Consider the following 12,455-nt stretch of genomic DNA (forward strand, 5'->3'; position numbering starts at 1 on the left):
GCCGGCCTCGACGGTGACGGCGGGCCGGAGATGCTGTTCGTGTGCGCGCAAAATATCTGGTGGACAAGATGTTTCACTTGCCGGTTCGGGTCGTCGGCGCGCGCTATATCGGCACAAGATATGAACCTCGGTCTGCCGGTACCGGATCCCGTAGCGGAAAAGACGGGTCGAGGCGAAGGCCGACAAAGTTTCTTCGATTTGTCTTTCCCGGAGTCGTGTGGCGGTGGTGTGGCATCGCCACACCACCGCCACACGACGGTTTCACCGCAGGTAGAACGCTATTTCACGGGTGATCCCGAGGCAGGGCGGAAACGCTGGCCGCCAGAGTCCGTGGGGGCGTGAATTCTGCCCGTGAATTCGTCTCGAGGTTCTCGTGTATGCGCGGTGAGGTTTTTCTGACATTGCCGTGTGGATACCGCTGTCTTTCCTTGCCCGGCCGATTTCTTTTCGCCGAGCACGGGAGAGGCACGATGCCGAATTCACGAACAACCCACGACCAGCACGCCGCACCCAGGCCGTTGGTGGTGATCCGCGAACAGTTCACCCGGTTGGCCGGTCACCCGGTGGCGGGTCTGCCCCCGGGCTGGGAACAGATGAAGGCCGCGGAGCTGGCCGAGAAACTGCTCTATCCGCAAGTCCCCGCCACAGAGGTCGACGCGGTGTGGGCGTCGCTGATCCAGCAGGCCCGCACTCAGGATGAGGCCGCGGTGCTGGTGTGCGCGGGGGCGGCGCTGCCGATGCTGCACTCGATCACCGCGGTGCTGTGCGGGCATTGGATTCATCGCGCCGACACCGAGGCGATGGTGATCCTCGGGTTCCTCGAAGCACTCGGCGAGCTGGATGTGAACCGGCCCAACGTGGCCTACCGACTGCGGTGGGCCACCTTTCACCGCACCTGCCCGCGCGTGCGCGAACGCCGGGCAGCACCGATCCCGGCCGACTGGTCCCCCGAGGGCGATGACCCGGCCCGTGTGGACGGTGAGGTCGTCGCCTCGCCCGCCGGGCACCCGGATCTGCTGCTGCAGCAGGCGGTGGACGAGGAGGTGCTGACCGCGTCCGAGGCCGAGCTGATCCTGCGCACACGCCTGGAACACCAGCGGCTCACCCGGGCCGCGGCCGACACCGGCCTGGCGTACAACACCCTCGCGCAGCGCCGCTACCGCGCCGAACAACGACTCACCGCCTGGCTGCGGGCCCGCATCACCACCAAAGCATCGTCGACCACGGTCGAAATGGCCGCCCTCGACGACCTCACCACGCCAGGCGACCGCACCGATAAACAGCAATCGCACGAGCGGATGTCAAATAAGCGGCCCGAATCAGGAGTCCTCCCATTGCACAGGTCCGCACCCAGCGCGGACCACACCTCGCACGAGGAGGAGCCCCGATGCGCGTGACGACCCGTTCCCCCGCCACCCCGCGCCCTGCGCGCCGCTCGCGCTATCGGGCCTCGCCTGCCCTCGCGGCCGGTGCCGCCGCTGTCGTGATGCTGTGCGCGGCGGCGGGCCCGGCCGCAGCAGCACCGGTCGTGCTGGCGGTGGCGACCTCGCTCAACCAGGTCGCGGACAACCTGCGCAACTGGCTGATCGCGATCCTGGCCACGATCGCAACCACGTACCTGACGGTCGGCGGGGCCCGGTACCTGCTCTCGGGCGGGGATGCCGGCGAGGTCGAACGCGCCAAAGCGTGCCTGCGCTCGGCGATGATCGGCTACTGCCTGGCCATCCTCGCGCCGGTCGTGGTCAGCATCCTCAAATCACTGGTGGGAGGCTGACATGCACCCCACCTTCTCCACTATCCGCCTGACAGGTCACGGCCCGGCACGCTGGATCCGGCGGTGCGTGCTGCTGGTTCTCGGTGTGGCAGCGCTGATCTGCACTGTCGCTGCCGCGCCGGGGTCGGCGATCCCGGTCACCACCCCGCCCGCGCCGCCGTCGGTGACCACGCCGATCACTCCCGGCCCGCAAACACCCGCGCCGGTGACGCCCGCGACACCGACACCACCGACCACGGCACCGGCGGCGCCTCCGGGCGAGCCCTGCTCCAACACGAGCCAAGGCTGCGCTCAACAGCCTGGTGAGGATCAGGGTCCGGCCGCTGCGCCCGAGCCCGATTGCGCGCTCGATGCCATCAGCGGGTGCTTGGTCAAGGCGATGGACGGCCTCTTCAGCACTGTGGTGTCCTCGGCGCTAGACCCGCTGCTGCAGTTGCTGTCGACCACCCTGCTGGCGACGCCGGACCCGGCGAGTCTGCCCCGGGTCGGGGAATTGTGGACCTCGTCGTGGCAGATCACCCTGACGGTGTACGGGCTGCTGGTGATGGCCGCCGGAATCCTGGTCATGTCCTACGAGACGTTGCAGTCACGCTGGTCGCTGCGCGAGATCGCCCCCGGGCTGCTGATCGGCATGATCGCGGCCGGGTTGAGTTTCCCGCTGGTCACCCAGGCCGTCCGCGCCGCGAACGCCCTGTCCACCGCGGTCGCCGGGAACGGGGTCGATCCCGACTCGGCCGGACAGGCGTTGCGGCAACTGGCCTCGGTGACCGTCGGCACGGGCGGCATCTTCGGGCTGCTGCTGGCCCTCGTACTGATCGTGCTGGTGGTGATGCTACTGGCCGGATACGTGATCCGAGTCGCGATCACGATCGTGCTGATCGTCGCCGCCCCCCTGGCGCTGATGTGCCACGCCCTGCCGGTCACCGAACCGATCGCCCGCTGGTGGTGGCGATCCATGAGCGCGTGCCTGGCCATCCAGATCGTGCAGAGCATCACGCTGATCACCGCCACCCGCGTCTTCCTCACCTCCGGGGACTGGCACCTGCTGGGAGCTACGAAATCCGGGCTGGTGGACCTGATCGTGTCGATCGCGCTGGTCGGGGTGTTGGTGAAGATCCCGTTCTGGATGCTCTCGGCGATGCGGATCGGGTCGGGGCACTCCATGGCAGGTCGCATCGTCCGCAGCTATCTGACGTACAAGACGCTCGGCCTGCTGCGCGGCAGCGCTCACGCCGGGAAGGCCCCCAAGCCCCGGCCCAAGCCCGCCGAGCCCGACCCCTACGACAAGGCCGAGACCGCCGCCGATGGGCAGATGATGCTGCCATTGCAGGGCCTCAAACGCGTGCGGCCGAAACCACCGCCACCGGCCCCCACCCCCACGCCGCGCACGTCCAGGTCGGCGGACTCGGGGCAGCAGCTGACGCTGGACCTGGGAAAGCCCAGCCCCTCGCTCCCGCCCGAAGCGCCTCGCCCCGACGGCCAGCGCGCCCTGTTCTACGCCACCCCGGTCAAACCCACACGCCGTCGACCGCCCTCGGCGAACACGGCCACCGCTGGGAACAGCCGGGCCGGGGTCTCGGCGGGGAAGCGGGCACCGAAGGGCCGCCAGTTGGCGCTGCGGTTCCCGCCCCCACAGTCCCCGAAGACGCTGCCCGCGAGGGTGCAGGACCCGTACGCGCGGACGACCTCCACCGCGCAGGGCCAGTACGTGCTGCCTCTGGAGGTCAAGCGGGTCCGGAAACCGGCCCCGCCGCCGACACCGGCGTGGATTGCGCCGCCCGCGCCGCGCCGGGCGGGGCGGCAGCTGCACCTTCCCCTGCCCGATCTGCCCGTGCGCCGCCGTCGGCGGCCCGAGACCGGAGGTCCCCGATGAACGCCTACCGCATTCCCTCCGATGTCGAGCGGCCCGACCGGATCCTGGGCCCCCTCACCGCCCGCCAACTCGCACTGCTGTCCGCGACCGGGCTGGTCCTGCTGCTGATCTGGGCCATCACCCGCGCGCTCGTGCCGATCACGGTGTTCGCCGGGCTCGCGGCCCCGATCGCGGCGGTAGCCACCGCGATCGCGCTCACCACCCGCGACGGCCTCTCCGGTGACCAGTTGCTCATGGCTGGGTTGCGTCATCACCGGCGCGCGAGGCATCTGATCGCCATGCGTCCCGGTGGTGACACCGAGGGCGGGGCGGTACCGCGCTGGGTAACCGGTCGTGCACGCGGGCCGCGCCCGCCCATCGCGCAGCCGATCACACCCGGCACCGCCGGGCTACCGCAGGCGGTGACAGCGGGCAGCGGTGCGGGCGGCGGGGTCGGTGTGGTCGATCTGGGTGAGGAGGGGATCGCGGTGATCGCCGCCGCGACCACCATCAACCTCGCCCTGCGCACCCCCGCCGAGCAGGCGGGCTTGGTTGGCGCGCTGGCGGGCTACCTGCAGAGCCTGTCCGGGAACGGCGTGCAGATCCTGCTGCGGTCCGTGCGTCTCGACGTGACCGGCCACATCACCGACCTGCACACCGCCGCCCATGACATGCCACCGGCGTTGGCCGAGTACGCCCTCGACCACTCCCGCTATCTGAGCGAGTTGGCCGCGGACGACACCACCGGGCAGCGCCAGGTCCTGCTGGTGTGGCGCGAGCCCCTGGATCCCGCGACCCGCCTGGCGGACTCCCTGGTGGGCGGGCTCACCGCGCGGGGCCGCCGCGAACGCCGGATCTCCGTGCAGGCTCGTCACGCGGCTGAATCACGGTTGCTGGCCCGTCTGTCCGATGCCACCGATCTGCTCGTGCCTCTGGGGGTCGGAGTGCGCGCGCTGGACGATTCGCAGGCGCGGGCGATCCTGACCAGCTGCACCAACCCCGCCAACCTCGTGCCCTACGGCGCGGCCGGAGCCGCTAGCCCCACCGAGATCATCACCACCGAGGACAGCCCGTACACGGGCACACAGTTCGACCCTCTCGATACCGACGACGAGCAGGACGACGTCGGCCACGGTGCCCAGGGTCTCGGACCCCGGGCCCGGCGAGGCCGGACGCCACGCCGAGGCGGTGGTGTGGAGTTCGCGCCGGAGTCGTTGACCATCGGCGCCCGGCACCTCCAGGTCGGATCGGACTTCGTGGCGACGATCGCGGTCACCGGCTACCCGCGTGAGGTCACCCCGGGATGGTTGTCACCCCTGGCTGCGTTCGGGGGCCGGGTCGATATCGCCCTGCACATCGAGCCGATCGACCCCCACCTCGCCGCCATGCGGCTACGCCGCCAACTCGCCCGCCTCGAATCCAGCATGGCCTCCGCCGCGGTGAACAACCGGGTCGGCGACCCCGCCGTGGAGGTGGCCGCCGAGGACGCAGCCGCGCTGTCGGCGCAGCTGGCGCGTGGGGAGTCCCGCCTGTTCCGCGCCGGACTGTATCTGACCGTCCACGCCACCAGCGAGGACGAACTCACTGCGCAAGTCACCGCTTTGCGGACTTTGGCGGCGAGTCTGCTGATCGACACCTGCCCGCTCACCTACCGGGCCGTGGAGGGCTGGACCGCGACGTTGCCGCTGGGCCTGGACCCGGTCCGGCTGCACCGCACCTTCGACTCCCACGCCCTGGCCGCGGCGGTCCCGTTCGCCTCGGCGCAGTTGCCGCCCACAGATCCGGTCTCGGTGACTCCGGCCGGGGTGCTCTATGGGCGCGACGGCGCGGCCGGGTTGTTGTTCCACGACCGCTTCGGCCCCGCCATGCACAACCACAACGAGGTCATTCTCGGCCGGTCCGGGTCCGGCAAGTCGTATCTGGCGAAAACCAGCATCCTGCGGTCGCTGTACCGGGGGATCGAGACCATCGTCATCGACCCCGAGGACGAATACGCCGCGCTGTGTGAGGCGCTGGGTGGCACCCATATTCGGCTCGGCGCCCCCGGCGTGTGCCTCAACCCGTTCGACCTCGACATACATGTGGGGCCGAGCGGGCACCGCACCGCGACCGCCGATGCGTTGCTGCGGCGAAAGCTGCACCTGCACACCGTGATCGCGGTCCTGTTGGGCGAGCAAACCCCCGCCCAACGCGCCGCCCTCGACACCGCGGTCACCGCCACCTACCTCGCGGCGGGGATCACCCACGACCCGGCCACGTGGGTGCGGGCCGCGCCGACGCTGAGCATGCTGCGCGACCAGCTCGCCGCCACCGGTAGCCCGGTGACGGCCGACCTGGCCGCCGGGCTCGCCCCGTATGTCGGCCAGGGTGCGTTCGCCGGGCTGCTCGACGGCGCGAGCACCCATCACCCGGCCGGTGCGTTGACCGTGTACTCGCTGCGGGAGTTGCCCGAGGAACTCAAAACCATCGGCACCTTGCTGGCGTTGGACGCGACCTGGCGGCGGGTCAGCGACCCGAGTCTGCGCAGGCCCCGCGCGGTGGTGGTCGACGAGGCGTGGCTGTTGATGCGCCAGCCCGCCGGAGCGAGCTTCCTGGCCCGGCTGGCGAAATCCGCGCGCAAGTACTTCGTCGGGTTGACCGTCGCGACCCAGGACGCCGCCGATGTGCTGGCCACCGACCTCGGGAAAGCGATCGTCGCCAACAGTGCGACCCAGGTGTTGCTGCGCCAAGCTCCGCAGTCCATCGACCAGATCGGCGACGCGTTCAGCCTCTCCGACGGCGAGCGCCGCTTCTTGCTCTCGGCCGACCGCGGCCAGGGCTTACTCGCTACCGGGGCCCACCAGCGCACCGTCTTCGGCACGGTCGCCTCCCTCGCCGAGCACCAACTCGCCACCACCTCACCCGAGTACGACCTGCCTGACACCGACGAGCAGGCCGGCTACCTCGATCTCGACCTCGACGCCGAGGACACCCGCATCGACCTGGACCTCAGCTCCCGCCCCTTCGGCACCGACGACCCGGTCCGTCTCGGCGCGCAGGTCCTCTTCGGCGCAGGCAACGAGTGGGACAGCGCGCGGTTCACAGAACAGGAGACCCAATGATGAACCCCTTCCTGCACACCCAGACACCCACGGACTCCGACACCGACGGTGGTGGGGTCATCGGCAGGCTGCTCACCCACCCCGGCCTGCGCCCCGGGCACCTGCTCTCCCTCGCCGAACAGCACGCGATTCCCCTCGCCGCCGCCCTCGTGGCCACGGTCACCGGCGTCGTCGCTGTGGCTGGGTGGGTGCGGCGTCGTCGGGAGCGGCGCTGGGCCCAGGGGGCTCGCCACGTGGAGATCCTCGTCCCGCCGCAGGTACAACCCGAGGGCGCACAAGTGCTCTGGGAGCAGCTACACGGTGCGATCGCGCGCCGCTGGTGGCAGCGGTGGTGGTCCGGGCAGCACCTGCTCGGGTTCGAGTACTGGATCAGCCCTGAGCAGGGTGCGAGGATCCGGCTCTGGGTGCCCTCGTGTGTGCCGCCGCACCTGATCGAGAATGCCGTCACGTCCTCGTGGCGCGGTGCCCGCACCCACACGACCCCCGCCACACCACCGCTGCCGCCGCCACCGGCCGGGCACCGCGACCTGCTGGCCGGAGGCGAGCTCCGCCTCGCACGGCACGGCCGCTGGCCGATCCGCACCAACGCCCCCGGCGACCCGGTTGCGTTCCTGCTCAGCGCTGCCGCCGCGATGGAGCCCGGCACCACCGCGTGCGTGCAGGTCCTGGCTCGCCCGGTCACCACCCGCCCCACCCGGCGCACTCGCAGCACCGGCACGCCCGCAGCCCTGGGCCAGTTCCTTCTCGAAGTCGGGCGGGAGCTCTTCGGCCTGTTCGCCCCGGGCCCGGTCCACCGCACCGGCACACCGGCGCGAACCGGCAGCGCACGGTATGGGTCTGGTGATCGGCAGGTGAGCTTGGAACAGTCCGCCCAGGATCACGCCGCCGCTACCAAAGCAGGTGTTCCGCAGTGGGCTACCGTCGTGCGCTACGCGGTCACCGCCCCTGTGTCCCTCGATGCTGACCACGCCACCCGCGCCCGGGCCAGGGACATGGTGCGGGGCCGCGCACACGCGGTCTCGGCTTTTCTGTCCTCGGCGTCGCAGCACAATCACTATCTTCGTCGTTGGCGTCGCGGTGCCGGGGTGCGCGAGGCGATGTGCTGGCGGCGGCTCGGCCGCGGTGATCTGCTCTCCTCGCCCGAGTTGGCGGTGCTCGCGCACCTGCCGACCGATGCGAGCATCGCCGAGATCCACCGCGCCGGAGCCCGCGCCCTGGCCCCCAGCGAAGTCGTGGCCGCCGGTGGTCCAGGCACCAAACCCCTCGGGCGCGCCGACGCGACCCGAGGCCGCCAGGTCGCGATGCGGGTGGACGATGCCCGCCACCACGTGCACGTCATCGGCCCCACCGGGACCGGGAAATCCACCCTCCTGGGCCAGATGGTCCTCGCCGACGCCACCGCCCGTCGCGGGCTGGTTCTCGTCGACCCCAAGGGCGATCTGGTCAGCGACGTGTTGACCAGGCTCCCGGAGGAGTGTGCGGGGCGGGTGGTGTTGTTCGACGCCGACTCGTCCAGCCCGCCCCCGTGCATCAACCCCCTGGACTTGACCACCGTCGGCGGGGATCTCGACCAGGCCGTGGACAACATCGGGTCCGTCTTCGGACGCATCTACCACCAGTTCTGGGGCCCGCGCACCGACGACCTGTTCCGCAACAGTCTCAAGACCGTCTGCGCCCAGGCGCGCCCGGCGACCCTCGTCGACGTCGCCCACCTCCTGACCGACGACCCCTACCGCGCCCGGCTCACCGCAGACGTGAAAGACCCCCTCCTGCAACAATTCTGGGGCACCTTCGAAGCCCTGGGCGAGTCCGGGCGCGCCCAGCTCATCGCACCCTTGCTGAACAAACTCCGCCAACTCCTGATGCGCCCGTTCGTGCGGTCCGCGCTCGCGGGCGGGCCCGCCACCGTGGACCTTCGCGCGGCCCTCGACGGCGGCGGCCTGGTGCTGGCCCGGCTGCCGAAGGGACGCCTCGGGGAGGACACCACACGCCTGTTCGGCGCGCTGCTGGTCGCCCGGACCTGGCAGGCCGCCACCGCCCGCGCGGACACCCCCGCCACCCAACGCCACGACGCGGCCCTGTACCTCGACGAATGTCACAACTTCCTGCACCTGTCCACACCCGTGGAGGACATGCTCGCCGAAGCCCGCGCCCTGAAACTCTCCATGGTGTTGGCGCACCAGAACCTCGGCCAGCTCACCTCCACGCTGCGCGAGGCGATCTCCACCAACGCCCGCAACAAAATCTATTTCGCCCTCTCGCCCGAAGACTCCCACGACCTGGCCCGGCACACCCTCCCCCAACTGGGCGAGCACGACCTGGCCCACCTGGACGCCTACCACGCCGCGACCCGCCTCGTCGTCAACGGCCAGAACATCGCCCCCTGCACCGTCGAAACCACGCCGCTGCCCCCGTCGGTCCCGGGACGAGCCCGCCGCATCCGCGCCGCCGCTCGCGCCCACACCACACCCCGCCCACACGCTCTGCCCGCGAGCATGCCCCGGCCGAATTCTTCTGGGCCCCAGGTGCCCCGGAACGACCCGCGCCGCCGGTGAAACACCTTCCAGCGCAACGGTTTGCGGCTCACCCCTATCCATGCACGCACTCTCGGGGCCTTCGCGCCTGGTCCGGCGTTTCGCCCCGCCCTCGATCGGAGGTGTCTTTTCCGATGACCCCCACCCCACCCTCTCCACACGACTCGGCACGTTCGGCTGGTCCGGTGCTGGCCGGGCGAGCCCGGCTCGCCGGCATCCTCACCGCGCGAGATCGGTGGCTGCTGTGGATGCTGTGGGAGCACCGCGTGCTCACCACCACCCAGATCAGCGCCCTCGCATTCGGCGCGACCCGCCGCGCCACCCGACGCCTGCTCACGCTGCATCAGGCGGGGGTGATCGACCGGTTCCGGCCCCACCGCCCGGTCGGCACCGCACCCTGGCATTGGATCCTGGCCCCCGCCGGAGCCGCCGTCCTGGCCGCCGAACACGGCCTCGACATCCGCGAGCTGCGCTGGCGGCACGACCGCGCCCTCGCCCTGGCGCACAGCCTGCACCTCGAGCACGACATCGGCGTCGCCGACTGGTTCACCACCCTGGCCACCAACCCCGAACCCGGCACATTGAACCTCTGGTGGTCCCAAACCCGATGCGCGCGACTGTGGGGAGACCTGGCCCGACCGGACGGCTACGGCCGCCTCGACCCCACCCCTGGATCGACCGGGGTCGAGTTCTTCCTCGAATACGACTGCGGCACCGAATCTCTCACCCAGCTGGCGGGGAAACTCCACGGGTACAGCAACCTCGCCGCCGCGACCGGGATCACCACTCCGTTGTTGTTCTGGCTTCCCACCGCGCGGCGCGAGGCCACCGCCCGCACCGCCTTGGCCGCCGCCGCGACCGGCCTGGACCACCCCGACACGGTCCCGATCGCCACCGCCACCCCCGAACACACCCCCGAGGCGGGTCCGGCCGGGGAGGTGTGGCTGCCGCTGCACCCCGCACCCGCCTGCCCCGGGCCTCGGATCTCGTTGGCGCGCTTGGCTACTGCCTGGCCGCACCTGCACCTCGACCCGGCCGCCGCCAGCACCGGCGAGAACAGCACGGCCCTGGACCGGCGGGTGGTGATCCCGCCACCGTCACCGCGCCCACCCCGCCACGGGAGGCTGTGATGTTCGGGCTCGCACTCGGGGCCGGAGCCACCGCCCTGTTCACCGCCGTGGCGATCGGCGCGTTCACGGTCACCGTCGTCGCGGTCGACTCCGCCCGATCCCATACGAGCATCACCGCTCCCGGCCCGGCGGCCGGGCAATCGGTGCCGAGTCCCGATGCGGTCGCCGACATTCCCGCGGACACGCTCGCCCTGTACCGTGAGGCCGCCTCGGACTGCCCCGGCCTGGACTGGACGGTCCTGGCCGGCATCGGGAAAGTCGAGACCGACCACGGCCGCAGCCGCCTCCCCGGAGTCACCACAGGCGAGAACAACGCGGGCGCCGCAGGCCCCATGCAGTTCCTGGCCTCCACCTTCGACACGGTCACCGCACGCCACCGCCTCCCCGCGGGCGGCGCGAGCCCACCCTCGCGCTACAACGCCTCCGACGCCATCCACGCCGCCGCCTACTACCTGTGTGACTCCGGTGCCCCCACCGACCTGCGGCGTGCGATCTACAGCTACAACCACGCCGACCGGTACGTCCGGCAGGTCCTCGACCAAGCCGACCACTACCGCAGCACCACCCCCGAGCCCGGGGCTGGGGATTGCCAGCACCTCACCGGCCTGAGCCCGGTCGCGGCTACCGTGCTCACCTTCGCCTGCTCCCAGTTGGGGCAGCGGTACGTCTGGGGAGGCAACGGACCACAAGCCTCGGGCGGATGGGACTGCTCCGGGCTCACCAAGGCCGCCTACGCCGCCGCCGGAATCACCCTCCCGCGCACCGCCGCCGACCAATACCACGCCACCACCCCCATCCCCACCAGCCAGATCCAACCCGGCGACCTCATCTTCTACAGCAACCAGAAAGACGGAATACACCACGTCGCCCTCTACCTCGGCAACAATAAAATGATCGACGCACCCGACCTCGGACAACAAGTAAAAATAGAAGACTACCGGCATCCGGGCGACGACTTTCTATCCGCAAATCATGTATTCACGCGCAATTCAGCCGTCTCCAACGCCTCATGACTGTGGACACCATAAACGCGGAGTCCCGCGCGCCGCTCGCGCACGCGACGTACGACCGGTCTCCACACACACCGTACGCTGCTGCGACACCGTCCCTGATAAAAACCTCGCGGCAAGTCGTGTGCCGTTCTTGTTTCGTAGCATCGGAGTCGCGCATATCCGATAATGCCGGGCGTTCAGTGTTGCCGTTGTAAATAATAGAAGACGCCCGTCTTGTTTCGATTTCGGCTTGACATTTCCCCGGACGACGAGCGTCCATGGATGTGGTTTCCCCACAATTCCCCGGAATTGCGGGGTGAACCGTCCCGGCCGGGACATGGCAACACCGCTATCGAATTCCCTAACACCGACGGAGATGTCATGCCCGATGCACGACCAGCAAATGACACCAACGACGCCGCTGTGCGCGCGGCGCTGGCCGCTAATCCCGGGGCCACCGCCAGCGCGCTGGCGTTCGACGCGGGAATGAGCGTGTCCACGGCCCGCACCATCCTGGGCCGTATGGCTGACGACGGCACCGCTGTGCGCACCACCGACCCCGACGCTGCCCGCGCCACCTACCTGTGGACCCTGGCCGACACCGCACCCCCGGCCCGCACCGCGACCGCGAAACCGGCCGCACGCTCCGCACGCACGCCGGGCCGCCCGAAGAAGACCGGCACCCCGGCACCGCCCGCACCGGCCAAGGCCAAGGGCAGGGCCGCGACCGGTGCTGGGAGCACCGCCAGCGCCGGGGGTGTTGCGGACACGGTGGACAAGTTGCCCCCGGGCGGGTTGCGGGGGCTGGTCGAGGACCATCTGCGGGACAACCCGGGCGAGTCGTTCAGCCCGACGGCGCTCAAACACGCCCTGGACACCGCACACGCGCCCCGGCAGTTCTCCTCCGGCGCGATCAACAACGCCCTGGAGAAGCTCACCGCCGAGGACGTGGCCACCCGTACCAGCGACGCGCCGAAGAAGTGGGCCCTGGCCGCCGGGGCGTGAACGCCCCGCCACCACCAGGCACACCGAACCGAAATCTGGACTTGCACAACAGAATTGAGGCATCGTC

The 12,455-nt window shown here is 70.4% G+C and carries 9 protein-coding genes; 8 read left to right on the forward strand and 1 reads right to left on the reverse strand.

What is annotated here, in order from left to right:
• The first annotated feature begins 470 nt into the window (after positions 1-470).
• Positions 471-1,397 carry a sigma-70 RNA polymerase sigma factor region 4 domain-containing protein gene (locus tag K7711_RS02635; protein WP_222964482.1) on the forward strand — a complete coding sequence of 309 codons (927 nt, stop codon included), beginning with the start codon at positions 471-473 and terminating at the stop codon, positions 1,395-1,397.
• Positions 1,388-1,774: a pilin gene (locus K7711_RS02640; RefSeq protein WP_222964484.1), complete on the forward strand. Its 387-nt coding sequence runs from the start codon at positions 1,388-1,390 to the stop codon at positions 1,772-1,774. The genes K7711_RS02635 and K7711_RS02640 overlap by 10 nt, the downstream gene beginning before the upstream one ends.
• A 36-nt stretch (positions 1,775-1,810) precedes the next feature.
• On the opposite strand, the gene K7711_RS02645 is transcribed toward K7711_RS02640, so the two are convergent.
• Positions 1,811-2,050 carry a hypothetical protein gene (locus K7711_RS02645; RefSeq protein ID WP_222964486.1) on the reverse strand — a complete coding sequence of 80 codons (240 nt, stop codon included), beginning with the start codon at positions 2,048-2,050 and terminating at the stop codon, positions 1,811-1,813.
• On the opposite strand from K7711_RS02645, the gene K7711_RS02650 reads away from it, so the two are divergent.
• From K7711_RS02650 to K7711_RS02675, 6 genes are all read left to right on the forward strand, one after another.
• Positions 1,980-3,647: a TrbL/VirB6 family protein gene (locus K7711_RS02650; RefSeq protein ID WP_504740365.1), complete on the forward strand. Its 1,668-nt coding sequence runs from the start codon at positions 1,980-1,982 to the stop codon at positions 3,645-3,647. The two genes, K7711_RS02645 and K7711_RS02650, sit on opposite strands and share 71 nt — an antisense overlap.
• On the forward strand, positions 3,644-6,727 hold the full coding sequence (locus K7711_RS02655) for a PrgI family protein (RefSeq protein ID WP_222964490.1): 3,084 nt from the start codon (positions 3,644-3,646) through the stop codon (positions 6,725-6,727). The genes K7711_RS02650 and K7711_RS02655 overlap by 4 nt, the downstream gene beginning before the upstream one ends.
• Positions 6,724-9,282: a DUF8128 domain-containing protein gene (locus tag K7711_RS02660; RefSeq protein WP_222964492.1), complete on the forward strand. Its 2,559-nt coding sequence runs from the start codon at positions 6,724-6,726 to the stop codon at positions 9,280-9,282. The genes K7711_RS02655 and K7711_RS02660 overlap by 4 nt, the downstream gene beginning before the upstream one ends.
• 113 nt (positions 9,283-9,395) lie before the next feature.
• Positions 9,396-10,391, forward strand: coding sequence for a replication-relaxation family protein (locus K7711_RS02665; protein WP_222964494.1), 996 nt, complete (start codon positions 9,396-9,398; stop codon positions 10,389-10,391).
• Positions 10,391-11,404 carry a C40 family peptidase gene (locus tag K7711_RS02670; protein ID WP_222964496.1) on the forward strand — a complete coding sequence of 338 codons (1,014 nt, stop codon included), beginning with the start codon at positions 10,391-10,393 and terminating at the stop codon, positions 11,402-11,404. Before K7711_RS02665 ends, K7711_RS02670 begins: the two co-directional genes overlap by 1 nt.
• 360 nt (positions 11,405-11,764) lie before the next feature.
• On the forward strand, positions 11,765-12,388 hold the full coding sequence (locus tag K7711_RS02675; RefSeq protein ID WP_222964498.1) for a hypothetical protein: 624 nt from the start codon (positions 11,765-11,767) through the stop codon (positions 12,386-12,388).
• Positions 12,389-12,455 lie beyond the last annotated feature (67 nt).

Source organism: Nocardia coffeae (assembly GCF_019890715.1).
Classification (GTDB): domain Bacteria; phylum Actinomycetota; class Actinomycetes; order Mycobacteriales; family Mycobacteriaceae; genus Nocardia; species Nocardia jiangxiensis.

Coding starts and splice junctions, on each gene's coding strand:
- K7711_RS02635 (WP_222964482.1), top strand. CDS start 471: ATGCCGAATTCACGAACAACCCACGACCAGCACGCCGCACCCAGGCCG.
- K7711_RS02640 (WP_222964484.1), top strand. CDS start 1,388: ATGCGCGTGACGACCCGTTCCCCCGCCACCCCGCGCCCTGCGCGCCGC.
- K7711_RS02655 (WP_222964490.1), top strand. CDS start 3,644: ATGAACGCCTACCGCATTCCCTCCGATGTCGAGCGGCCCGACCGGATC.
- K7711_RS02660 (WP_222964492.1), top strand. CDS start 6,724: ATGATGAACCCCTTCCTGCACACCCAGACACCCACGGACTCCGACACC.
- K7711_RS02665 (WP_222964494.1), top strand. CDS start 9,396: ATGACCCCCACCCCACCCTCTCCACACGACTCGGCACGTTCGGCTGGT.
- K7711_RS02670 (WP_222964496.1), top strand. CDS start 10,391: ATGTTCGGGCTCGCACTCGGGGCCGGAGCCACCGCCCTGTTCACCGCC.
- K7711_RS02675 (WP_222964498.1), top strand. CDS start 11,765: ATGCCCGATGCACGACCAGCAAATGACACCAACGACGCCGCTGTGCGC.